This is a genomic window from Streptomyces sp. NPDC059679, from assembly GCF_042734105.1.
In the GTDB taxonomy this organism is placed as follows: domain Bacteria; phylum Actinomycetota; class Actinomycetes; order Streptomycetales; family Streptomycetaceae; genus Streptomyces.
Window position 1 is genome coordinate 1 of sequence record NZ_JBHWES010000088.1, and the last position, 22,495, is coordinate 22,495.

At 72.5% G+C, this 22,495-nt stretch carries 18 protein-coding genes and 1 pseudogene; 5 read left to right on the top strand and 14 right to left on the bottom strand.

The annotated features are described in order from the left end of the window. Together ACFV2X_RS49320 and ACFV2X_RS49325 are read left to right on the top strand one after the other, a co-directional pair. A pseudogene (locus ACFV2X_RS49320) lies at window positions 1-1,298 on the top strand (hypothetical protein); the annotation flags it as partial. Window positions 1,299-1,374: 76 nt separating this feature from the next. Next, a complete protein-coding gene (locus ACFV2X_RS49325) occupies window positions 1,375-3,207 on the top strand; it encodes a DUF4328 domain-containing protein (protein WP_385629415.1) in 1,833 nt (610 codons plus the stop codon). 90 nt (window positions 3,208-3,297) lie between these two features. Here the strand turns inward: ACFV2X_RS49325 and ACFV2X_RS49330 are convergent, their stop codons facing one another. Further along, window positions 3,298-4,581, bottom strand: a complete 1,284-nt coding sequence (locus ACFV2X_RS49330) for an adenylosuccinate synthase (RefSeq protein WP_385629418.1) — start codon at window positions 4,579-4,581, stop codon at window positions 3,298-3,300. 154 nt (window positions 4,582-4,735) lie between these two features. Between ACFV2X_RS49330 and ACFV2X_RS49335 the strand changes: the two genes are divergently transcribed. After that, window positions 4,736-5,749, top strand: a complete 1,014-nt coding sequence (locus ACFV2X_RS49335) for a hypothetical protein (RefSeq protein WP_385629421.1) — start codon at window positions 4,736-4,738, stop codon at window positions 5,747-5,749. Window positions 5,750-5,765: 16 nt separating this feature from the next. Here the strand turns inward: ACFV2X_RS49335 and ACFV2X_RS49340 are convergent, their stop codons facing one another. Continuing rightward, window positions 5,766-6,323: a GbsR/MarR family transcriptional regulator gene (locus tag ACFV2X_RS49340; protein WP_385629498.1), complete on the bottom strand. Its 558-nt coding sequence runs from the start codon at window positions 6,321-6,323 to the stop codon at window positions 5,766-5,768. 131 nt (window positions 6,324-6,454) lie between these two features. On the opposite strand from ACFV2X_RS49340, the gene ACFV2X_RS49345 reads away from it, so the two are divergent. Together ACFV2X_RS49345 and ACFV2X_RS49350 are read left to right on the top strand one after the other, a co-directional pair. Further along, a complete protein-coding gene (locus tag ACFV2X_RS49345) occupies window positions 6,455-7,369 on the top strand; it encodes an ATP-binding cassette domain-containing protein (RefSeq protein ID WP_385629422.1) in 915 nt (304 codons plus the stop codon). Then, window positions 7,366-9,021: an ABC transporter permease gene (locus ACFV2X_RS49350; protein ID WP_385629423.1), complete on the top strand. Its 1,656-nt coding sequence runs from the start codon at window positions 7,366-7,368 to the stop codon at window positions 9,019-9,021. The genes ACFV2X_RS49345 and ACFV2X_RS49350 overlap by 4 nt, the downstream gene beginning before the upstream one ends. A gap of 108 nt (window positions 9,022-9,129) precedes the next feature. On the opposite strand, the gene ACFV2X_RS49355 is transcribed toward ACFV2X_RS49350, so the two are convergent. From ACFV2X_RS49355 to ACFV2X_RS49410, 12 genes are all read right to left on the bottom strand, one after another. Further along, complete coding sequence (locus ACFV2X_RS49355; RefSeq protein WP_385629425.1) at window positions 9,130-10,356, bottom strand: cytochrome P450; 1,227 nt, start codon at window positions 10,354-10,356, stop codon at window positions 9,130-9,132. Window positions 10,357-10,385: 29 nt separating this feature from the next. Beyond that, window positions 10,386-11,324, bottom strand: a complete 939-nt coding sequence (locus ACFV2X_RS49360; protein ID WP_385629500.1) for an alpha/beta hydrolase family protein — start codon at window positions 11,322-11,324, stop codon at window positions 10,386-10,388. Between the two features lie 62 nt (window positions 11,325-11,386). Beyond that, on the bottom strand, window positions 11,387-12,655 hold the full coding sequence (gene kynU, locus ACFV2X_RS49365; RefSeq protein WP_385629427.1) for a kynureninase: 1,269 nt from the start codon (window positions 12,653-12,655) through the stop codon (window positions 11,387-11,389). After that, window positions 12,648-13,490 (bottom strand): tryptophan 2,3-dioxygenase family protein, encoded by an 843-nt coding sequence (locus tag ACFV2X_RS49370; protein WP_385629428.1) that lies wholly within the window; start codon window positions 13,488-13,490, stop codon window positions 12,648-12,650. The genes kynU and ACFV2X_RS49370 overlap by 8 nt, the downstream gene beginning before the upstream one ends. A 182-nt stretch (window positions 13,491-13,672) precedes the next feature. Next, window positions 13,673-14,086: a DUF3151 domain-containing protein gene (locus ACFV2X_RS49375; RefSeq protein WP_089504690.1), complete on the bottom strand. Its 414-nt coding sequence runs from the start codon at window positions 14,084-14,086 to the stop codon at window positions 13,673-13,675. Between the two features lie 208 nt (window positions 14,087-14,294). After that, the gene (locus ACFV2X_RS49380) at window positions 14,295-15,875 is read right to left on the bottom strand and encodes an MFS transporter (RefSeq protein ID WP_385629502.1); all 1,581 of its coding nucleotides are present in this window, start codon (window positions 15,873-15,875) and stop codon (window positions 14,295-14,297) included. 237 nt (window positions 15,876-16,112) lie between these two features. Then, window positions 16,113-17,135: a class II fructose-bisphosphate aldolase gene (gene fbaA / locus ACFV2X_RS49385; protein WP_385629431.1), complete on the bottom strand. Its 1,023-nt coding sequence runs from the start codon at window positions 17,133-17,135 to the stop codon at window positions 16,113-16,115. A 178-nt stretch (window positions 17,136-17,313) separates the two neighbouring features. After that, window positions 17,314-17,859, bottom strand: coding sequence for an orotate phosphoribosyltransferase (pyrE, locus tag ACFV2X_RS49390; RefSeq protein WP_385629434.1), 546 nt, complete (start codon window positions 17,857-17,859; stop codon window positions 17,314-17,316). A 28-nt stretch (window positions 17,860-17,887) separates the two neighbouring features. Continuing rightward, window positions 17,888-18,727, bottom strand: coding sequence for an aldose 1-epimerase (locus tag ACFV2X_RS49395; RefSeq protein ID WP_385629436.1), 840 nt, complete (start codon window positions 18,725-18,727; stop codon window positions 17,888-17,890). Between the two features lie 75 nt (window positions 18,728-18,802). Then, window positions 18,803-19,639, bottom strand: coding sequence for an SRPBCC domain-containing protein (locus ACFV2X_RS49400; protein ID WP_385629438.1), 837 nt, complete (start codon window positions 19,637-19,639; stop codon window positions 18,803-18,805). A 160-nt stretch (window positions 19,640-19,799) separates the two neighbouring features. Next, the gene (locus ACFV2X_RS49405) at window positions 19,800-21,560 is read right to left on the bottom strand and encodes a polyamine aminopropyltransferase (RefSeq protein WP_385629440.1); all 1,761 of its coding nucleotides are present in this window, start codon (window positions 21,558-21,560) and stop codon (window positions 19,800-19,802) included. Between the two features lie 98 nt (window positions 21,561-21,658). Then, window positions 21,659-22,177 carry a DUF2617 family protein gene (locus ACFV2X_RS49410; RefSeq protein WP_385629443.1) on the bottom strand — a complete coding sequence of 173 codons (519 nt, stop codon included), beginning with the start codon at window positions 22,175-22,177 and terminating at the stop codon, window positions 21,659-21,661. Window positions 22,178-22,495: the final 318 nt, after the last annotated feature.

Genomic DNA, 22,495 nt, shown 5'->3' on the forward strand with positions numbered 1-22,495 from the left:
GCGCGCCGACCCCGGAGGCCGCCCCGCCGGCACAGGCCGCCCCGCCGGCACAGGCCGCGGCTCCGGGCGCGACGCCGCAGGGCGCCACGCCGGGCGCCACTCCGCAGGCCGCGGCTCCTGCCGCGACCCCGCCCGGTGCGACCCCGCAGGCCATGCCCCCGCAGGCCGCCGACCCGGCGCCCACGCCGCCGCAGGCGTTCGGGCCGCCGGAGATCACCTCTTTCGACGCCACGCCCAGCACACCCCCCGCGGGCCTGGGCTCCGTCGGCCTGGGCGGCCCGGGCGCACCCGGCGGCCCGGGCGGACCCGGCGGGCCGTTCGGCCCCGCGCCCACGCCCACACCCGCGCCCGCCGCCAAGCGCGGCAGGCGCAAGCCGGTCATCATCGCCTCCGCCATCGCCGCGACGCTGGTCATCGCGGGCGCGGCCACCTTCGCCTACGTCGCCTCCAACGACGACAAGGACAAGAAGCGGGACTACAGCAAGATGACCCACACGCCCCCCGCCAAGTCCTCGCCCTCGGGCGGGGCGTCACCGTCCGAGGGCGACGACTCGGCCTCGCCCGAGCCGTCCTCGACGTCCCTGGGCTCCAGCGGCGATGTCCCCAACGAGTACCTGGGCGCCTGGGAAGGCGAGATCATGGAGAGCGGTTCGGCCACCGGCAAGATCCGCCGCATCATGATCAGCCAGGGCACCACCGGTTCGAAGATCATCGAGACCTTCACCGCCACCTCGGACTCCTTCTGCGCGAGCAAGGCCACGCTCAAGGAGGTGAAGAGCCTTCTGGTCATCGAGGACGAGGAGGTGAACACCAGTATCCCCTCGGACAACTGCAGCGCCGTCGGGGAACAGACCCTGAAGCTCGGCAACGACGGCCGCATCGCCTGGAACAACTCGGACGGCTCCGCCTCGGCCACGCTGAGCCCGTCGAAGCCCGTCGACAAGCCGATCCCCGACAAGTACCTGGGCACCTGGCTGGCCAAGGACGCGTTCGGGGTGTCCGGCGCCACCTTGAAGATCACCATCAAGCAGGGCGCGATCGGCACGGTGGTCACCGAGGACCTCGGGGAGAGCGAAAGGTACCAGTGCGAGTCGAAGCGGATCTTGGTCTCGGTCGACAAGGGACTGGTCCTGAGCGTCGGCGAGATCGTCGACGAGACTCCGGCGGATTCCTGTCCGGCGAGCAGCATGCTCACCTTCACCGCTGACGGATCTGACAAACTCCGGGTGCAGTACGACGATCCGGACGACTACAGCAGCGATGAGACCAAGACGCAGACGTTCACCCGCGTAAGCTGAGCGACCGTCAGTCGAACGCACGTCAGTCGATCGCCCCGTCGTCGACCGAGCGCACACGGACAGGAGCCGCACCGCAATGGAGAACCTCGGGGCCCAGGACCCGCGGTGGATAGGCGAGTACCGGCTGCTCGGCCGACTGGGCGAGGGCGGAATGGGCAGGGTCTACCTGGCCCGTTCCGCCCGTGGTCGCACGGTCGCCGTGAAGCTGGTGAAGGCCGAACTGGCCCGCCACGCCGACTTCCGCAGCCGCTTCAAGCATGAGGTCGCGGCCGCCAGACGGGTCGGCGGACAGTGGACCGCGCCCGTCCTGGACGCCGACACCGAGGCCGAGGTTCCCTGGGTGGCCACCGGCTATATCGGCGGCCCCTCCCTGCACGACGTCGTCGCCGAGCAGTTCGGGGCGCTGCCCGAGCACTCCGTACGGACCCTCGCGCACGGACTGGCCCTCGCGCTCCGCGATATCCACGGCGCCGGGCTGATCCACCGCGATCTCAAGCCCTCCAACATCCTGATCACCATCGACGGGCCGCGCGTCATCGACTTCGGCATCGCGCGGGCGCTGGAGACCATCGCCGGTGTGGGCACCAATCTGACGGTGGCGGGCGGGGTCGTCGGCTCGCCCGGCTTCATGTCGCCCGAGCAGGTGCGCGGCGAGACCGTGACGACCGCGAGCGATGTCTTCTGCCTCGGGTCGGTGCTGGCGTTCGCGGCCACCGGCCGGCAGCCGTTCGGCAATGTGACCAGCGGGGTGCACGCCCTGCTGTACCGGATAGCCCAGGAGGAGCCCGACCTCGCGGGCCTGCCGGAGGGGCTGCGCGAGCTGGTCACCGGCTGTCTGCACAAGGACCCGGCCGTCCGGCTCTCGGTCGAGGACGTGGTGGCGCGTACGGCCCCGGAGGTCGGCCCGGCCACGGCGGGCACCTGGCTGCCGGGCGAACTGCTGGCCAAACTCGGGCGGGACGCGCTCCAGTTGCTCGAGATGGAAGCAGACTCCGACGAGTCAGCGACGGACTCCGACACCGCCACCCTGCGGACCACCGGGCCGATCGGGTCCGTGGGCGCCGCTGCGCCCGGCCCGGCGACGCCCGGGACGCCGAGCGGTTACGCGACCCCCGCCACACCCGGCGCGGCCGGCTACCCCGCCTCCGGCGCCCAGCCCGGATATCCGATGGCCGGCGGAGCCGGGCAGCCCTGGCCGGGCGCCGCCCACCACCACTTCCCGGGCCCCATCTCCTCCCCGCCCGCCCGGAGCCTGCGGACCTCGCGGGGCCTGGGCTCCGCCCTGAGATGGCTGCTCGGCGCCTTCGCGCTGCTGTCCGTCGCCCATCTGGGCCTGAGCGGCACGCTGTTCAGCGCGTACGACGACTACCTGGCCGGCAGCGATGCCAAGGGGGCGATCAACGACGCCAAGAACTCCTTGGAGATCTTCGAGGTCTTCACCGGGGTGCTGGCGATCGTGCTCGTCGTGACGTTCCCGGTGTGGTTCCGGCGCGTGTACCTGAACGCCACCTTCCTCGCGCCCGGCCGCCAGCGCTACGACAGCGGTATGGCGATCGGCTCGTGGTTCATCCCGGTCGCCCAGCTGTGGATGCCCAAGCAGATGGCCAACGACATCTGGACCTCCAGCACCGCCCCGGGCACCCGGCCCGCCTCCCGCGCGGTGCTGAACTGGTGGTGGGTGCTGTACGTGACGATGTTCGTCATCGTCGCCGTCTCGACGCTGGCGGAGGCCCTGGCCCGGTCGCCCGAGGACAACCAGGTCGTCGCCGGCCTGGCCATCTTCGACGATCTGGTCACGATCCCCGCGTCCGTGCTCGCGATGGCCGTGGTGGCCCGTATCACCAAGATGCAGCAGCCCCAGCAGTGGCAGCCGGAAGGGGCGGCCTTCGGGCCTCCCGTCATGCGCTAGGAGGCCCTTCGGGCCGTGGCCCCTGAGGTGCGGCCGTGGCTCACGGGCTTGCCGTGGCTCACAGGCTCAAGGCCGCACCTCAGCGGCTCATCACAGGAACGAGTTGATCTGGATCGTCTCGTCGCGGCCCGGTCCGACGCCGATCGCCGAGATGGGCGCGCCCGACATCTCCTCCAGCGCCGATACGTACTTCTGCGCGTTCTTCGGCAGCTGGTCGAAGGACTTGGCCTGGGTGATGTCCTCCGACCACCCCGGCAGCGTCTCGTAGATCGGCTTCGCGTGGTGGAAGTCGGTCTGGCTGTACGGCAGCTCGTCGACCCGCTTGCCGTCGATCTCGTACGCGACGCACACCGGAATCTGCTCCCAGCCGGTCAGCACGTCCAGCTTGGTGAGGAAGAAGTCGGTCAGGCCGTTGACCCGGGTCGCATATCGCGCGATGACCGCGTCGAACCAGCCGCAGCGCCGGTCGCGGCCGGTCGTCACGCCCCGCTCGCCGCCGATGGTGCGCAGCTTCTCGCCGTCCTCGTCGAGCAGCTCGGTCGGGAAGGGGCCCGCGCCCACGCGCGTGGTGTAGGCCTTGAGGATCCCGATCACGCGGTTGATCTTCGTCGGGCCGACCCCGGTCCCCGTACAGGCACCGCCCGCGGTGGGGTTCGAGGAGGTGACGAAGGGATACGTGCCGTGGTCGACATCGAGCAGCGTGCCCTGGCCGCCCTCGAAGAGGACGACCTTGCCGTCGTCGATGGCGTTGTTCAGGAGCAGCGTGGTGTCCGCGACAAAGCCGCTGAGCTGGTCGGCATAGCCCAGCAGCTCCTCGACGACCTGCTCGATGGCGATGGCGCGCCGGTTGTACAGCTTGGCGAGGACCTGGTTCTTGAAGTCGAGGGCCGCCTCGACCTTCTGCCGCAGGATCGACTCGTCGAAGATGTCCTGCACCCGGATGCCGACACGGTTGATCTTGTCGGCGTACGCCGGGCCGATGCCCCGGCCGGTGGTGCCGATCTTGCGCTTTCCGAGGAAGCGTTCGGTCACCTTGTCGAGGGTGGTGTGATACGGAGTGATCAGATGCGCGTTACCGCTGATCAGCAGCTTGGACGTGTCGATGCCGCGCGCGTTCAGCCCGCTCAGCTCGGAGAGCAGGACCGCCGGGTCCACGACGACGCCGTTGCCGATGACCGGGGTGCATCCCGGGGAGAGGATTCCGGAAGGGAGGAGGTGGAGCGCGTACTTCTGGTCGCCGACGACGACCGTGTGGCCGGCGTTGTTGCCGCCCTGGTAGCGCACCACATAATCCACCGAGCCACCGAGCAGGTCGGTGGCCTTTCCCTTGCCTTCATCACCCCACTGAGCACCGAGCAGCACAAGTGCGGGCACAGGCGTACACCCCTTCCGGGCGGGGCATGTCCAACGTGCGCGGTGGCTTGTGCCACCACAAGAGCCGTCGAACCGGTGCCCCGGATAGACGAAGCCCCTGGCGCAACAGCGACAGGGGCTCTTGCACCGAGAGATTACCTGAGGAAGGACCGAGGTGTCGGCTCCAGATCCCTGGCAGGTTTCCCCGGACGCCGTCCGGGGGCACCCCCTGCTTGTGCTCATCGACCCCACCGCCCGTCGAACCGACGGGGAGTCGGTGCGGATCGCGAAAGATGTGCTGTGTGCGGGCGCGTCCGCGAAAATCTGCCTGCCGGAGGGGCCCGACGAGGTCGAGCGGGCGCTCGCCCGCCGTGGCAGCCGCCGGCCCGTCGTGGTCGGTGACCACCGGGCCCTGCTGCGCACCGTGGAGCTGCTGCACCGCAAGCGGGAGCTGGCGGACGCGGCGCTGTCGGTGGTGCCGGTGGGCGGCTCGGCCACGGTGGCCCTGGCCCGCGCCCTGGGCCTGCCGACGGACGCGGTGAGCGCGGCGCGTACGGCGCTCGACGGCACCGAGCACCGGCGTGACCTGCTGGTCGACGAGAGCGGCGGGGTGGTCCTCGGGGGCCTGCGGATCTTCGGCGGGGAGCAGCCGGGAGGCGCGGACGGGGGCGTAGACGGCGTAGACAGAGACGCGGGCGAGGGCGGGGACGGAAGCGGGACGAGCGGCGGCTCGGGCGGCGGCTCAAGCAGCGGCTCGGGCGGCGGCGCGGGCGCGTACGACGGCGGCCAGAAGCCGTGGTGGACCCCCGCGGCCCGTACCGCGCGTACCGCGCTGACGCTGCTGTCGCTGCCGGGCGGCGGCCTGGGCGGCTCCCGGCGGCGGACCCGGCCGCCCGCGCAGCGGCTGCGGGTGGAGGCGGACGGGGTGCTGCTGGCGGATCTGGACCGGCCGGTCGAGCGGGTCTCGGTGTCCACGGCAGCGGCGGGCCGCGGCGGGCTGGCCGAGGTCGTGGTGCACCCGTGCGTCGGATCCGGATCGGGCCCGGTCCGCGCGCGGGCCCGCGCGGTCACCGTCTCGGGTCCGGACTTCCGTTACCACGCGGACACCCTGACCCGCGGCCCGGTGCGCACCCGTACCTGGACGGTCCTCACCGAGGCATGGCGGCTGATGCTCCCTCCGGGGGGCTGACCGGGTGCCGACGCGGTTACGTTTCTCCGTTCTTCTGTTCTCCCACCCGCGGTATCTCCCGCGTCCCCCGCTGGCCGCTCTCCTCGTGGGCCCGCCAGCGCGCCAGCATGTCGACCAGTTCCTTCTGCATGAACTCGTAGAAGTCCGCGGACTTGTTCGCCCGTGCCCCCGCCGGGGTGTGCGGGCCGAGCGCCCGCGCGCCGTCCCGCATCGTGTTCGTCCAGCGAGCGATGACGGAGTCGCGGTGGGCCACGGCCTCGTACCAGACCTCGTTGTAGAGGCGGTAGGAGTCGCGCCGCGAGCCCGGCTCGCGCTCGCGCGTGATCAGATCCAGCTGGGAGAGATAGCGGACCGCGCCCGACACCGCGGCGGGGCTGATCCGCAGCTGCTGGGCGATCTCGGCGGCGGTGGCCTTGCCGGAGTCGGAGACGAGCAGGGCGGCGAGGACCCGCGCGCCCATCCGCTGCATCCCGGCTTCGGTCATATCCATGGCGAATCGCTCGACGAACCGCGTTACCGCCTCGTCGTCGCGCACAACGTCCGCGCCCGTGCCCGCGCCCGTACCGCCGTCCATGCCCTCGCGCGCGTTCTCCTCCTGCGCCACCTCCGTCACCGCCTCATCATCTCCCTCCGTTGCCTCTTCGATATCAGTTTATACGCTTCTCTAACTTCACAAATTTGTGAAACTAGCGTAGCTTCAAAAGCATGACAACGGCAATCTCCACCTCCGGCCTCCACAAGTCATTCGGCCGTACCCATGCGTTGGACGGCCTCGACCTGGAGGTCGAGACAGGCGAAGTCCACGGCTTCCTCGGGCCCAACGGGGCCGGGAAGTCCACCACCATCCGCGTTCTGCTCGGCCTTCTGCGCGCGGACGGCGGAGCGGTCCAGCTGCTGGGCAAGGATCCCTGGCACGACGCGGTCGAGCTGCACCGCCGCATCGCCTACGTACCCGGCGACGTCACCCTGTGGCGCAACCTCAGCGGCGGCGAGGTCATCGACCTGTACGGGCGGCTGCGCGGCGGCCTCGACCAGGACCGGCGCACCGAGCTGCTGGAGCGGTTCGAGCTCGACCCCACCAAGAAGGGACGCACCTACTCCAAAGGCAACCGGCAGAAGGTCGCGCTGGTCGCCGCCTTCGCCTCGGACGTCGACCTGCTGATCCTGGACGAGCCCACCTCCGGGCTCGACCCCCTCATGGAGGAGGTCTTCCGGGACTGTGTGATCGAGGAGCGGGAGCGGGGCCGTACGGTGCTGCTGTCGAGCCACATCCTCAGCGAGGTCGAGGCGCTCTGCGACCGGGTCAGCATCATCCGCAAGGGCCGCACCGTCGAGACCGGCTCACTCGCCGAGCTCCGCCACCTCACCCGCACCTCCGTCACCGCCGAACTGTCCGGCCCGCCCAACGGCCTTTCCGCCCTCCCCGGCATCCACGGCCTCGACGTCCAGGGCAAGCGCGTCAAGCTCCAGGTCGACACCGACAAGCTGGACGCCGTGCTGCGGCAGCTCAGCGAGTCGGGCGTGCGCAGCCTCATCTCCACCCCGCCCACCCTGGAAGAGCTCTTCCTGCGCCACTACCAGGACGACATCCGCGACGAGGCAGAGGCGGTCGCCCGATGACCGCCGTAGCCGACGCCCGCGTCGCGGCCCCCGGGCGCACCGGCTCCCGCGACCTGGCCGGCACCCGCACCCTGCTGCGGCTCGCGCTGCGCCGCGACCGGGTCATGATCCCGGTGTGGGTGCTGGTCATCGGCCTGAGCGGCAACAGCACGCTCAGCCGGCTCAAGACCACCTACGACACGGCCGCCGACCGGGCCAAGGTCGTCAGCGACATGAACGGCAACGACTCGATGCGGTCGATGCTCGGCGTCGCGTTCGGCGACTCGTACGGCGCCCTCACCGCCTGGCGCGTGGGCGTCTTCCTCGCGGCCTTCGCGGGGATCATGAGCCTGCTGCTGGTGATCAGGCACACCCGCGAGGAGGAGGAGTCGGGCCGCCAGGAGGCGCTGTCCGCCGGTATGGTCGGCCGCCGCGCCGGACTGACCTCCGCCCTGCTCACCGTGGCCATCGCCAACGCCGCCCTGACCCTGCTGATCATGGCCACCCTCGCGGGCCAGGGCGGCAAGGGCGCGCTCGCCCTGGGCCTGGGCGTCGGGCTGACCGGTATGGCCTTCGGCGGGGTGGCCGCCCTCACCGCCCAGATCACCGAGAACACGCGGCTGGCCAGGGGCCTGGCCGCCGGCGCCGTCGGCGTCGCGTACATGCTGCGGCTGATCGGCGACGCGGCCGGCGACGCGTCGGACGGCTCCAGCAATGTGCTGGTGTGGCTCTCGCCCATCGGCTGGGCGGAGTACGCCCGGCCGTTCGCGAACGAGCGGTGGTGGGCGCTGCTCCTGCTGGCCGCCTTCACCGCCGTCACCTTCGGCCTCGCCTACACCCTCGCGGGCCGCCGCGACATCGGCGCCAGCTTCCTCGCCTCCCGCCCCGGCCCGCCCGCCGCCGGAAGCTCCCTCCAGGGCGCGTACGGCCTGGCCTGGCGCCTCCAGCGCGGCACCCTGCTGGGCTGGGTGCTCGGCATCGCCCTCTCCGCGGCCGGCCTCGGCGGCGTGGCGAACGGCGCCGACGACATCGTCGGGGACAGCGAGAAGAACCGCGACATCATCGAGCGCATGGGCGGGGCGCAGAACCTCTCCGACGCCTTCCTGGCCGCCATGGTCGCCGTCCTCGGCGTGGTCCTCACGATCTACGCCGCCAGCGCGGTGCTGCGACTGCGCACCGAGGAGACCGAACAGCGCGCCGAACCGCTGCTGGCCAACGCCGTCGGCCGGCTGCGGTGGGCCGCGAGCCACCTCGTCATCGCCTACCTCGGCCCGGTCCTCGTCCTGGCCGTCGGCGGCCTCGCGATGGGCCTGGTCTACGGGGCCGCGACCGACGACCTGGGCGGCCAGCTGCCGCGCGTCCTGGGCGCCTCGCTCGCCCAGATCCCGGCGGTGTGGGTGGTCACCAGCGTGCTGGTGCTCCTGTTCGGCCTGCTGCCCTCGTACACGATTCCCGTCGGCTGGGGCGTGGTCGGCGTGGTCGTCGCCCTCGGCTGGCTCGGCCCTGCGCTCGAAGTGCCGCAGGCCGTCCTGGACCTCTCCCCCTTCGGCCATCTGCCGAATCTCCCGGGGGAAAGCGTCTCGGCGACGCCCTTCGTCCTGCTGCTCCTGCTGTCGGCCGTGCTGACTGCCGCGGGGCTGTGGGGGCTGCGGCGGCGGGACATGACCAGCTGACGGGTCGACCGGTCCTCGAACGGTAGAACCCCCGTCGTCGTCCACAGGCTGTGGATGACGACGGGGGTTCTACCGTTTGAGAGTTCGCGCGTTTGAGAGTTCGCGCGTTCAGACCTCGACCAGCAGCTCCCGCAGCCCCCGGATGACGAACCCGGGATTCCACCGCGGCTCCGCGACCAGCCGCAGCCCGGGCGCCCTGCGCAGCAGCGCGCCGAAGGACGCGGCCAGTTCGAGGCGGGCCAGGGGCGCGCCCAGGCAGTAGTGGATGCCGCCGCCGAAGGTGAAGTGGGCGTTGTCCGTACGGGACAGATCCAGCCGGTCGGGGTCGGGGAAGCGCTCCGGATCCCGGTTGGCCGAACCGAAGAGGAGCGCCACCTCACTGCCGCGCGGGATGACCGTCCCGCCGACCTCGATATCGTCCAGCACCCACCGCTCGAACAGCTGCAGCGGCGTGTCGTAGCGCAGCAGCTCGTCGACGGCGGTGGGCAGCAGCGCACCGGGGTCGGACCGCAGCAGCGCGAGCTGATCGGGGTGGCGGAAGAGGGCCAGCCAGCCGTTGCCCGTGGAGTTGACCGTGGCCTCGTGACCGGCGTTCAGCAGCAGCACACAGGTGGAGATCATCTCCTGCTCGGTGAGCCGGTCCCCCTCGTCGTACGCCGCGACGAGCCCGCTGATCAGATCCTCCCCCGGGGCCCGGCGGCGCGCGGCGATCAGCTCACGCAGATACGCCGAGAACTCGACGGAGGCACGGACCGCGCGCCGCGCGGCCTCGTCGCTCGGGTTCAGCTCGAACATCCCGCAGATATCCGCCGACCAGGGGCGCAGCTGCGCCCGGTCGGCCGGCGGAATGCCCAGCATCTCGGCGATGACGGCCACCGGCAGGGGCTCGGCGACCGCGGCGACAAGATCGCCACCGCCCTCGGCGACGAACGCCTCCACGAGCTCGTCCGCCAGCCGCTCGACGACCGGCGCCAACCGGTCGACCGTACGCGGCGTGAACGCCTTGGACACCAGACGGCGCAGCCGGGTGTGGTCCGGCGGCTCCAGGTCCAGCATCCCGTGGTCGTTGAGCGTATGGAACGGCTCGTGCTCGGGCGGCGGGGCGGTGCGGCCGAACTCCTCGTGGCTGAAACGGTGCAGATAGGTACGGCCGAGGCGGCGGTCCCGCAGCAGGGCGCGGACGTCCTCGTGGCGCGGGATCAGCCACTGCCGGGAAGCCTCGAAATAGTGCGCGCGGCCACGCTCGCGCAGCGCCGCGTATGCCGGGTAGGGGTCGGCGACGAAGGAGGGCTGCCAGGGGTCGAAGACGGGGGCGGGGGCTGCGCTGCTGCTCATGCCGGGGAGCTACTTCCTTTTCAATCGCCTCAGCGGCGGGTGTTACGGGTGTTACGGGCGACGTGGGCGATCTCGTCGGCGACCGTGCGTACGGCGGCAGCCGTGGGGTCGATCAGCGGGAAGTGCCCGGTGGAGGCGAGGCGCACCGCCCGGACCGGCTGTCCGGCGCGCCGCGCGGTCTCCGTGAACGCGTGCGCCACCTGCGGCGGGACGTCGATGTCGGTGGCGCCCTGCACGATGGCGGTGGGGACGGCGGTGGGGAGCAGCGCGGCGGGATCGGCGAGCGGCAGCCGGTCCTGGTGGTGGGCCTGGTTGCCGGGGATGTCGAGGTCGAGGAACTGGCTGACGGCATCGGAGCACACCCGCAGCTCGCGGGCGGTGGCGAAGTCCGCGATGGGGGCGAGGGCGACCACGCCGCACACGGGAGGAGGCGAGGGGAGATGCCAGGGGCAGTCCGGCGGCAGGACATGGCGGGCCGCGGCCCACAGCGCGGCATGCCCGCCCGCCGAGTGCCCCACGAGCACCACGCGCGCGAGGTCCACGGGCAGCGCCAGACCCCGCGCGAGCCCGGGCACGGTGTCCACGGCGGCCGCGATGTCGTCCAGCGTCTCCGGCCACCGCCCGGCCCGCGGCGGGGAGCCGTCTCCCCCGTCCGGGCCGCCCCGGCGGTACTCCACCGACGCCACCACGAACCCGCGCCCCGCCAGATACGCGGCGAACGGCGAGATATGACGCCGGTCGTACGGGGCGCGCCAGGCGCCGCCGTGGAACAGCAGCACCAGCGGGGCGGGCAGCGCCGCCGCGCCCGCCTCCGCCTCCACCTCGGGCAGATAGAAGTCGACCACCTGGTCACGGTGGTCCCCGTACGCTGCGACGCGGTCAGGGGACACGGGCGCGAGGCCGAAGAGGGACGCCTCCTCGGCCTCGGCGGACGCCGCCGGGCCGGCCGGGGCGGCCTGGCCGGTCATCGGTGCGTCCGGCCACACCGGGTGATGCCCCACGCATGACCAGGCGCGGCGGCGTGGCACGGCTAGGCCACCTCCCCCGGCGCGCCCGGCTCATCCGGCTCGCCCGCCAGCACCGCGGCCAGCACGCGCGCCGCGCGCTCCGTGTCGGCGAAGCCCGTGTAGAGCGGGGTGAAGCCGAAACGCAGCACATCGGGGCGGCGGAAGTCGCCCACGACGCCGCGGCGGATGAGCTCGGCCATCACCTCGCCCGCATCGGCGCAGCGCAGCGCGATCTGGCTGCCGCGCCGCTCATGCGCGGCGGGGGTGACGGACTCGACGCGCCCCGCCGGGACGTATGCCTCGACGCAGCGCAGGAAGAAGTCCGTGAGGGCGAGGCTCTTGGCCCGTACGGCGTCCGTCGAGACGCCGTCCCAGACGTCCAGCGCGGCCTCCAGCGCGAGCATGGACAGGATGTCGGGGGTGCCGACCCGGCCACGGACGGCGCCGTCGGCCGGGGTGTACGCGGGCGCCATGCCGAACGGGTCGGCGTGGGAGTTCCAGCCGGGCAGCGGGGAGTCGAAGCGGGGCTGGTGCTCACGGGCGACGTACAGATAGGCGGGCGAACCGGGTCCGCCGTTGAGGTACTTGTACGTACAGCCGACCGCGAGGTCGACCCCGTGCGCATCGAGCCCGACCGGCAGCGCGCCCGCGCTGTGGCACAGGTCCCAGACGACGAGGGCGCCCGCGGCGTGCACGGCCGCCGTGGTGCCGGGCAGGTCGTGGAGGCGGCCGGTGCGGTAGTTGACGTGGTTGACGAGCGCGACGGCGGTGCGCGGGCCGACGGCGGCGGCCATCTCGGGGGCGGGTACGGGCCGCAGGGTGCAGCCGGTCAGCCGGGCGGCGGACTCGGCGATATAGCCGTCGGTGGGAAAGGTGGACTCGTCGACGAGAATTTCATCCCGGACCGCATCGCGCCCCGCCGGCCGCCCCTGGACGATCCGTACGCCGCCGACGAGGGCCTTGAAGACATTGACGCTGGTCGAATCGGTGACCACCACCTGTCCGGGCGCGGCGCCGACGATCCGCCCGACGCGATCGCCGATCCGCTCCGGCGCGGTCCACCAGCCGCTCTCCTCCCAGGACCGGATGCGCAGCTGCCCCCACTCGCGGGCCACGACATCGGCCAGCCGGGCGGGGACGGCGGCCGGCAGGGCGCCGAGCGAGTTGCCGTCGAGGTAGATCGTGTCGTCGAGGACGAAGTCGGCTCGCTTGGCGCGCAGCTCGTCGGCGGCGTCCAGCTTCGCCGCCTCCTCGGCCAGGGAGGCGGTTGCGGACGCGTTCGGCTCAGACATGGCTGCGCGCCGTCCACAGCTCGGGGAAGACGTTCTTCGCCGCCCGCTTCTCCAGCCAGGCGACCCCCGCCGAGCCCCCCGTACCGGCCTTGGCACCCATGGCCCGCCGGGTCGCGACGAGATGGTCGTTACGCCAGCGCCACACCAGCTCGGCGACCTCGGTCAGCGCCTCGCCCAGACGGGCCGCCGCCGTGTCGTCCGGTCCGGAGTAGATCTCCTGCCACACCCGCTCGACCGCGGTGTCCGGCTCGTACCGCCGCGTGGGATCGCGGTCCAGCACGGAGTCGGGGACCGCGAAGCCCTGGCGGGCGAGATAGCCCAGCACCTCGTCGTACAGGCTGGGCTCGGTCAGGGCCTTCTCCAGCTCCGCGTGCACGCGCGGCGCGCCCCGGTGCGGGACGAGCATCGACGCGGACTTCTCACCGAGCAGAAACTCCATCCGCCGGTACATCGCGGACTGGAAGCCGGAGCCCTCGCCGAGCGCGGAGCGGTAGGAGTTGAACTGGCCGGGCGTGAGATGCGCGAGCGGCTTCCACGACGCGTTGAGCGATTCGAGCTCGTACGTGGAGCGCTTGAGCGCGGCCAGCGCGGTGGGCAGATCGTCCTCGCGCAGCGCCTGCGCGGCGGTGTGCCACTCGTGGACGATCACGGTGAACCACAGCTCCATGACCTGGGTGGTGACCAGGAAAACCATCTCTCCGGGGTCGTCGGAGAGCGGGTGCTGGAGGTGGGTGAGCACGGACGCCTGGACGTAGTCCTCGTAGGGGGTCGTGCCTTGGAAGTCGAGATTCGGGGTGTCCGGCTCGGCTTCGTGCGGGGCAGGCTGATGCGACATCGCCGTCTCCTGAGAATGCTGCTACCGGGTAGCGGTCCGCCCCTTCGTACTCGGCTCGGAGCCCCGGTCCCCTCGGGACCCGCCATGGGCGGGTCCCGAGCGCATCATGCGTGTCGTGCGCACTCATCCGCAAGTGCGCTGTCGGCCAGGCCTCAGGACCAGGACCTCAGGACCTCAGGACCTCAGGAGAGGGTGTCCGCCGCCGTCGGGGAGCTCTCCCGCAGGAACGTCGAGCAGCGCTCGTATTCCTCCTGCTCGCCGATCGCCTGGGCGGCGCGGGCCAGCGCATGCAGGGCACGCAGAAAACCGCGATTGGGCTCGTGCTCGAAGGGCACGGGCCCATGCCCCTTCCAGCCGTTGCGCCGCAGCGCGTCCAGCCCACGGTGGTATCCGGTACGCGCGTACGCGTACGACTCCACCACGCGTCCGGCCTCGAACGCCTCGTCGGCGAGCTGCGCCCAGGCGAGTGAGGAGGCCGGGTACTTCGCCGCGACCTCGGTCGGAGCGGCACCGGAGGCAAGCAGCTCACGCGGCTCGGGGTCATCGGGCAGCTGGGTCGGGGGCGGTCCCCCGAGCAGGTTCTCATGAATGGCCATGACCCCCAGTCTGCCTGGTCCGCGGCCGGGCGGGGCACGTCCGGAACACCCGCTCGGCGGGTCAGCGGCCCGGGCCGCGCGCGCAGCGCGGCGCGGGGCGGCGGGGCGGGTGCGGCGGGGCGGGTGCGGCGGGGCGGGTGCGGCGGGGCGGGGCGGGACCGCGAGGGTTGCCCGGTCCGCCGGGGCCGCCCGGGCCCGCCCGGCGTGCTCAGGTGCCCGGGCCGCCGGGGTTGCCCAGATCGCCGGGGTCCAGTGGCGGGGCGCCGACGCCGCAGTGGTACGCGCACTCGGGGCGGCACGGCCGCCGCGGCACGGCAGCCTTCTCCTCCGCGGCTTCCCCCGTAACCTCCGCAGCCTTCTCCGCCGGTGGCACACCGGCGGGCGGGGCGGCGGCCTCCGGGGGCGCCTGCTCCAGCGCATCCGGCCGCACCGTGCACCAGGCGATGATGGCGCCCACGACCAGCACCCCGGCACAGATCGGCATGGCGCGTCGGAACGTCTCCGAGAACATGGCCGCCGAGCGGTATGCCTCCGGCCCCATACCGGCCAGCAGCGGCAGCGCCGCCACCGCGATCAGGCCCGCCGCCCGCGCCGCCGCGTTGTTGATGCCGCTGGCCAGGCCCGCGCGTTCGACCTCCACCGAGGCCAGTACGGTCGCGGTGAGCGGGGCGACCAGGGCGACCATGCCCAGGCCCAGCACCAGCAGCGCGGGCAGCACATCGCGCCAGTAGACCGCCCCCACCCCGGCCCGTGTCATCAGCAGCATTCCGGCCGCGCACAGCAGCGGGCCGACGGTCAGCGGGATACGCGGCCCGATACGCCGTCCCAGCTCGCCGGAGCGCGCCGACAGCAGCAGCATCAGCACGGTGGTCGGCAGCAGCGCGGTGCCCGCGGCGAGCGCGGAGTAGCCGACGACCACCTGGAGCTGGAGCACGGACAGGAAGAAGAAGCCGCTGAACGCCGCGTACACGCACAGGGTCACCGCGTTGACGGCGGTGAACTGGTGGGAGGCGAAGATGTCGAGCGGCAGCATCGGGTCCGGCCGCCGCCGCTCCACGTACACGAAGGCCACGCCCAGCAGCACCCCCAGGACGGCCGGGATGATCACGGCGGGCGAGAGGCCCTGGCCGGGCGCGGCGATCAGGGCGTACGTCACCCCGGCGAGCGCGAGCGCGCCCAGCGCGGAGCCCAGGACGTCGAACCGCCCGTGCGCACGCGGATCGCGGGACTCGGGCACATGGCGCAGGGCGACCGGCACACACACCGCCGCCACCGGCACATTGAGGAAGAACACCCAGCGCCAGCCGGGTCCGTCCACCAGCCAGCCGCCGACGAACGGCCCGATCGCCGCCCCGACCCCGCCGAATCCGGACCACAGGCCGACCGCCCGCGCGCGGTCGTCGGGGTGGAAGGTGGCCTGGATCAGCGCCAGGGACCCCGGTGTGAGCAGCGCCCCGCCGATGCCCTGAAGGGCGCGGGAGGCGATGAGCATTCCGGCGTCGGGCGCCAGCCCGCACAGCAGCGAGGCCACGGAGAACCACACCACACCGATGACGAAGACCCGCCGCCGCCCGAACCGGTCCCCCAGCGCACCGCCCAGCAGGATCAGCCCTGCGAGGGTGAGCATATAGGCGTTGATGGTCCACTGCAGGACGGGGAGATCGGCGTTCAGGTCGAGGCCGATATGCGGCAGCGCGACATTGACGACGGTGCTGTCGAGCAGCGCCATCGCCGACCCGAGCACGGTGGTCAGCAGGACCCAGCGCCCGACCGGCGAGGACACGCGCATCGTGCCCGCGCCCCCGGCCCCGCCCACCACCGCCGGCGCGGGGGGCGGAGCGCGATGCTCACGCCGTGGGCCGGGCCCCGGCCCGGAGTCACCCATATCTGGATCCTCCCCGCCCCCGTCCCGCCCCGCCACCTCGGCAGCGGGGAGAGCCGGCGGAGGAGAAGGGGAAAAGCCAGCGGGCCCGGCACCCCACGGTGGGGTGCCGGGCCCGGGGAAGCCGAGAAACCGCGGCGCGGGTTACTTCAGCTTGGTGCCCGTGGAGCGCAGGTCCGCGCAGGCCTTGGTGACGCGGGCGGCCATGCCCTTCTCGGCCAGCTTGCCCCAGCTGCGCGGGTCGTACGTCTTCTTGTCGCCGACCTCGCCATCGACCTTCAGCACACCGTCGTAGTTGCGGAACATGTGGTCCGCGATCGGGCGGGTGAAGGCGTACTGCGTGTCGGTGTCGAGGTTCATCTTCACCACGCCGTTCTCCAGCGCGGTACGGATCTCGTCCTCCGTGGAGCCGGAGCCGCCGTGGAAGACGAAGTCGAACGGGTCGGTCTTGCCGTGCTTCGCCGCCACGCCGTCCTGCAGGTCGCGCAGCAGCTCGGGGCGGAGCACGACGTTGCCGGGCTTGTAGACGCCGTGGACGTTGCCGAAGGAGGCGGCCAGCAGGTAGCGGCCCTTCTCGCCCAGGCCGAGCGCCTCGGCGGTCCGCTCGGCGTCGGAGACGGTGGTGTACAGCTCGTCGTTGATCTCGTGGGTGACGCCGTCTTCCTCGCCGCCGGTCGGGGTGATCTCGACCTCAAGGATGATCTTGGCCTTGACGGCCTCGGCCAGCAGCTCCTGCGCGATCCGAAGGTTCTCGTCGAGCTTCTCCGCGGAGCCGTCCCACATGTGGGACTGGAAGAGCGGGTTCTGCCCGGCCGCGACGCGCTCCTGGGAGATCGCGATCAGCGGGCGCACATACCCGTCGAGCTTGTCCTTGGGACAGTGGTCGGTGTGCAGGGCGATGTTGACCGGGTACTTCTCGGCGACGACGTGCGCGAACTCGGCAAGGGCGACAGCACCGGACACCATGTCCTTGCTGTACTGACCGCCCAGGAACTCCGCACCACCGGTGGAGATCTGGACGATGCCGTCGCTCTCCGCCTCGGCGAAGCCGCGGAGCGCGGCGTGCAGAGTCTGCGTGGAGGTCACGTTGATCGCCGGGTAGGCGAACTTGCCTGCCTTCGCCCGGTCGAGCATCTCGTTGTAGATCTCGGGGGATGCGATGGGCATCTGTCCGCTCCTTGTGATGTGCGGGGTGTTGTTTCTTGGCCCTGACCTAAGGGATGTGGGGGCGACGTCGCCGTCGTGGCCATCCTCCCAGACTCTGCGGATTGCTCCACACGGCGCACGGCGGGATGACTCGGACGGAGGGTGGTGGTTTCACGTGAAACCACCACCGCCGCTCAACTCAGCCCAGGTCGAGGTCGGCCAGCGAGTACGCCGGTACGTACCGCAGCCCCGCCTCCGCGATCGCCGGCGCGGCCCCGCGCTCGACGATCGTCGCCACCGCGACCACCTCCGCGCCCGCCTCGCGCGCCGCCTCGACGGCGGTCAGCGGGGAGCCGCCGGTGGTGGAGGTGTCCTCGACCACCAGCACCCGGCGGCCCTTGATGTCCGGGCCCTCGATACGCCGCTGCATACCGTGGGTCTTCTGGGCCTTGCGCACGACGAAGGCGTCGAGCTTGCGGCCCCGCGCGGCGGCGATATGCAGCATGGACGCGGCCACCGGGTCGGCACCGAGGGTGAGCCCACCCACCGCGTCGTACTCCAGGTCGGCCGTGGTGTCGAGCATGACCTGGCCGACCAGCGGCGCCGCCTCGGAGTCCAGGGTGATCCGGCGCAGGTCGATGTAGTAGTCGGCCTCAAGACCGGAGGAGAGGGTCACCTTGCCGTGGACCACGGCCTTGTCCTTGATCTGCTGCAGCAGGGCGTCACGCGCATCGCTCATGCACATGAGCCTAGACGCTGCCCCGCGGCGGGACTCAGGCGAGCCGCCGCCAGCTCCAGGTCATGGACATCTCCAGCGGGTCGATGGGGGTGACGAGGCGCGGCAGCGTGTTCAGACCGTTGGGCGGGCCGGACTGCGGCTCCACGCAGACGGCCTCCGCCTGCTCGTCGTAGACCACGACCCACTCGCTGCGGCTGGTGACCTTCAGCTCCAGCCGCCCCGGCCAGGTGAGCGTGACGTCCACGCCGTCCGGCATGCCGAAGCAGTCGTCCCAGGGCCCGGGTCGGGGCTCGATCCGGCGGCCGGTGGGCAGGTGGTTCTCACCGCGCTCCTCCTGCCACTCGGGCTGGAAGGAGATCTCCGCCTCGCCGGCGCCGGCGTCGGCGCCGTCACCAGCCTCTTCACCGAGATCACGCAGGAACCACGGGTGCCAGCCCGCCTGTGCCGGGAAGGAGTCGCCCTCGGTCTCCACGCTCATCGTGGTGGTCAGCGAGTCCGGGGTCAGCTGGAAGGTCTGGCTGACCCGGCCGCTGTACGGCCAGGGGTCGGCGAGGTCGTAGGCGAAGGCCGCGGCGGTGGTGTCGGCGCTGATCGTGCGCCAGGCGACCTCCCGCCCGGTGCCGTGGATCGCGTGCGGGGGCGCGTTCACGGGCAGTTGATGGCTACGGCCGCCGTTGCGGAACCGCCCGAGTTCGACCCGGCCGCACCAGGGCACCATCGGGAACGATCCGAACCTCGGGCCCTGCCGCAGCAGCTCCGTACCGTCGATGCGCAGCGAGGCGACGCGGCAGCCGTTGTCAGGGGCGACGGTCAGCTCGACATCCCCGGCGCTCAGCCGTACGCCGCGGGTATCCGTTCTCTCTTCGGTGGTCACGCCCCGACTTTATGCGCCCGCGCGCGCCTCGCTCACCTTCTCCGAGCCTTCCGCGGCGGTCACTTTCCTCGGCGGTCACTTTCTGCGGCGCAGCATCCGGCTGACCACGACGGCGGAGGCGAGCACCACCGCGGCGGCGGGCGCGGCCCAGCGCAGCGCGATACCGGAGGACACGGTCTGGGGCGCGGGTACGGGGGCGTAGCGGCCGCGCGGCGGGGCGTGGTCGACCTCCTCCGTGCTGCGGCCGATCATGGTGCGGCGCGCGTGCGCGGCCTCGGCGGGGGGCTCGTCGTCGAGCTCGCCCAGCTCTTCGAGCTCGCTCAGTTCGCTGAGGTCGCCGACCTCGGCCACGTCCTCGACATCGTCAAGATCGTCAATGTCGTCGAGGTCCCCGACGTCGTCCACGGCGACCCCGTCGTCGGCCGTATCGGTGTCCTCGACGTCCTCGACGTCCTCGGCATCGTCGGGCGTGGCGACCGGCTCCTGCTCCAGGCCGGTGGCCAGCGCCGCGCCGAAGCGGTCCAGCAGCCGGCGGGCGACCATGACGGCCGCCTGCTCGTCGAACTCCGCCAGCCGCCCCTCACTGCGCACCGTCCCGGAGCAGACCAGCGCGGTCCCGCCGGACACGGCCTTGGGCACCACGGTCAGCGCGAGCTTCACCGAGCCGCTGCCGCGCGCCTCCGTCCCCTCGCCCGCCACCTCGAAGCCGGCGCCGCGCTCGGCGATCCGCAGCGAGCCGCGGTAGGTGATGGTCGAGCCGCCGATCCGCACCCGGAGCCGCCCGGCGAGCGGACCGGCCGCCGCGTCGGCGTCCTGCTGGAGCCCGGGGACGCAGCGGGCGACGCGGTCGGACTCCGTGAGCGCCAGCCGGACGGTGTCGACGGGAAGCGGAACGAACACCTCATGCTCCATAGCTCAAGACACTACCCATCGCGCCTCCCGTGAGACCCGTTCCGGCGCGACTTTCCCCGTGTACGGCCATGAATTCCCCGCGGCCCGGCGATATGCGATACGGCGACTGCGCCGGTGAGGTCGTGGCGGGTCCGGTGCGGTCATGGCGTGCGCGGTGCCGTCATGGCGTGTACCGGGGGTGCGTCAGCGTCGAGGCGGGCAGCCCCGGCTCCCGCTGCCGCGCCGCCTCCCGCCCGCCCGCCCGCAGCGCGCCCGGCGTGAGGGACCGCGGGCGCGGGCCGTGGCCGGGCAGGCCCAGCCGTACGGGGGCGCGCCCGGCCAGGACGAAGCCCCAGTCCTGCGGCGCCGCGGCGGCCCCGCCCGGGGTGCGGTCCGGGGTGCGGTCCGGCTCGCCGGAGGAGCCCGGCGGCTGTCTGCCCACCGTGTACGGCGCGGTCCGCAGGCCGACCGAGCGCACCGTCGCCTCGACCGTCCAGTACGCCCGCGGGCTCGCGCTCAGCGTTCCCGCGTGCACCGCGAGCCGTCCGCCGGGCGCCAGCGCGCGCTCCACCAGCCCGTAGAACTCCTGGGAGTAGAGCTTGGTGCTGGGCGTGATGCCGGGGTCGGGCAGATCGCAGACCACCACGTCGTACGCACCGGGCGTACGCGAGGCAGGCCCGCCTCCCGAGTCGTACGCACCGCCCCCGCCGTCCGCCCGGCGCAGCCAGTCGAACGCGTCGGCGGTGACCACCCGCACCCTCGGGTCGCGGTAGGCGTGCGCGTTCAGGGCGGTCAGCCCGGGGTCGGTGCGGGCCAACCGCACCACCTCGGCGTCGATTTCGACCACGGTGACCGAGCCGACCCCGCCGTACCGCAGGACCTCGCGCACCGCGAGTCCGTCGCCGCCGCCCAGCACCAGCACGTGCCGGTGCGGTCCGGCCATCGCGGGGTGGACCAGCGCCTCGTGGTAGCGGAGCTCATCGCGCCCGCTGACCCGCAGCCGGCCGTCGAGGAAGAGGGACAGCGGCCGCCCGTCCGCCCCGCCGCCGGTCAGCACGATCTCCTGGACGCCGGTCCGTACGGCGACCCGTATGTCCGGCCCGTACACGGCCCGCCGGGCGGCCCGTTCGAAGGCGGGGGTCAGCGCCGCGGCGGCGGCCAGCAGCGCGAGCACCACCACATTGGTCACGACCAGCGTCCACCGCGCCCGCGCGCTCAGATCGCGGCGGAACAGCCACAGCACCAGCGCCCCGCCCGCGACCGCGTTGACCGCGCCGGTCACCAGCGCGCCGGTCAGCTGGCCGAGCGCGGGCAGCAGCAGAAACGGGAACGCCAGCCCGCCGACCAGCGCGCCCACATAGTCCGCCGCGAACAGATCGGCGACCGCACCGCCCGCGTCCTGCCGCCGCACCCGCTGGATGAGGGTCATCAGCAGCGGCACCTCGGCGCCGATCAGCACCCCGATCGCCAGCGAGAAGCCGACGAGCGCGGCGCGCGACTGCCCGGACCATACGAAGCACGCGTACAGCGCCATCGCCGAGCAGCCGCCGACCAGCGCGAGCACCGCCTCGACCGCGCCGAAGCCGACGGCGGCGCGGCAGCGCAGCCGCTTGGCCAGCAGCGAGCCGAGGCCCATGGCGAAGACCATGACCGACAGCACGACGGACGCCTGGGTGACCGAATCGCCCATCAGATAGGAGGCGAGGGCGACCAGTTCGAGCTCGTAGACGAGCCCGCAGGCGGCGCAGACGAAGACGGTGCCGAGCACGACGAAGCGGCCGAGCCCGGCCGGGACGGGCAGCGGCGCCGGGCGCTCCGGCTCGGCGGGAGACGGCGCGCCCGGGGCGGAACTCGGCGCAGCGCCCGGGGTGTCGCTCGGCGCGGAACTCGTTGCGACACTCGGGGCGGTACTCGGGGCGGCGGGCACCGGCGAATCGATCACGAAGGGCACGCTACGTTACACACCACTCACACCCCGTCACCCACACGGATGCATTGCCCGCCGCTCATCCGTGCCTAGCCCCCTACCAGAAGGGGACTTCACAGCGCCGCCGCCACCCGCGCCCCCACCCATGTACGCGTCGCCACCAGCCGCCCCTCCTGCGGATAGGCGTGCCAGGTCCGCCAGCTCAGCGCCCCTTCGCGGCATTGCGCGACCATCGCCGTGAAGGCGTGCGGACTGCCGGGGAAGGTGCCGGCCAGCCCGTGTGGATGGTCCGCCACCAGCGCGAGCAGTTCCTGCGCGCGCCCCGCGAACGAACCGCGCGACAGTTCCTCGACGCGCGCCGCGAATTCGTACTCGCGGCCGTCGACGACCGTGGAGACTCCCATCGGCAGCGGGGTGCTGTTCCCCGACATACAGGCCACGGTCTCCGAACAGGAGCCCTCCTCGCCCTCCATGAGGACTTGATGGGAGGCCCCGAGCAGCCTCAACTGTACGGAGAACTCGCGCAGTCGCAGATCGAGCACGGCCAGGGCCGGGAGCGGCTCCCGCCCCAGGGACCAGGCGAGGTCGTCGGCGCGGGTGTCGGTGTAGGCAGTCTTGAGGGTCGTGAGCATGGGTCGGCTCCGCAAACAGCGCAGGGGGAAGAGATGGGCCGGCCCGCCCCGCCGTGAGCCGGGCGCGTTCGGATGCGCCGACTCGGGCTCACGCGGGGTCCGTAGGGTCGGTGGTATACGGAATCATGGAATGAGCGCGCGCCACATCGTTTTTACCCATCTTCGCCAGGTTTCCACCCCTGCGGGCGCCTATCAGTTCATGTGTTCAATAGGCACTGGCGCTCAACAGCCGTGGGGGCGGCGGGGGGGGGGCGGGCGCGGGGCCGGGGGGGGGGGGGGCGGCGGCCCCCCCCCCCGGCGGGATGCTCGCGGTCCTGG

Excerpts from the sequence above, each read along its gene's own strand:
- ACFV2X_RS49325 (WP_385629415.1), top strand. The coding sequence starts at position 1,375 with ATGGAGAACCTCGGGGCCCAGGACCCGCGGTGGATAGGCGAGTACCGG.
- ACFV2X_RS49340 (WP_385629498.1), bottom strand. The coding sequence starts at position 6,323 with ATGGACGGCGGTACGGGCGCGGGCACGGGCGCGGACGTTGTGCGCGAC.
- ACFV2X_RS49345 (WP_385629422.1), top strand. The coding sequence starts at position 6,455 with ATGACAACGGCAATCTCCACCTCCGGCCTCCACAAGTCATTCGGCCGT.
- ACFV2X_RS49350 (WP_385629423.1), top strand. The coding sequence starts at position 7,366 with ATGACCGCCGTAGCCGACGCCCGCGTCGCGGCCCCCGGGCGCACCGGC.
- ACFV2X_RS49355 (WP_385629425.1), bottom strand. The coding sequence starts at position 10,356 with ATGAGCAGCAGCGCAGCCCCCGCCCCCGTCTTCGACCCCTGGCAGCCC.
- ACFV2X_RS49360 (WP_385629500.1), bottom strand. The coding sequence starts at position 11,324 with ATGACCGGCCAGGCCGCCCCGGCCGGCCCGGCGGCGTCCGCCGAGGCC.
- kynU (WP_385629427.1), bottom strand. The coding sequence starts at position 12,655 with ATGTCTGAGCCGAACGCGTCCGCAACCGCCTCCCTGGCCGAGGAGGCG.
- ACFV2X_RS49370 (WP_385629428.1), bottom strand. The coding sequence starts at position 13,490 with ATGTCGCATCAGCCTGCCCCGCACGAAGCCGAGCCGGACACCCCGAAT.
- ACFV2X_RS49375 (WP_089504690.1), bottom strand. The coding sequence starts at position 14,086 with ATGGCCATTCATGAGAACCTGCTCGGGGGACCGCCCCCGACCCAGCTG.
- ACFV2X_RS49380 (WP_385629502.1), bottom strand. The coding sequence starts at position 15,875 with ATGCGCGTGTCCTCGCCGGTCGGGCGCTGGGTCCTGCTGACCACCGTG.
- fbaA (WP_385629431.1), bottom strand. The coding sequence starts at position 17,135 with ATGCCCATCGCATCCCCCGAGATCTACAACGAGATGCTCGACCGGGCG.
- pyrE (WP_385629434.1), bottom strand. The coding sequence starts at position 17,859 with ATGTGCATGAGCGATGCGCGTGACGCCCTGCTGCAGCAGATCAAGGAC.
- ACFV2X_RS49400 (WP_385629438.1), bottom strand. The coding sequence starts at position 19,639 with ATGGAGCATGAGGTGTTCGTTCCGCTTCCCGTCGACACCGTCCGGCTG.
- ACFV2X_RS49410 (WP_385629443.1), bottom strand. The coding sequence starts at position 22,177 with ATGCTCACGACCCTCAAGACTGCCTACACCGACACCCGCGCCGACGAC.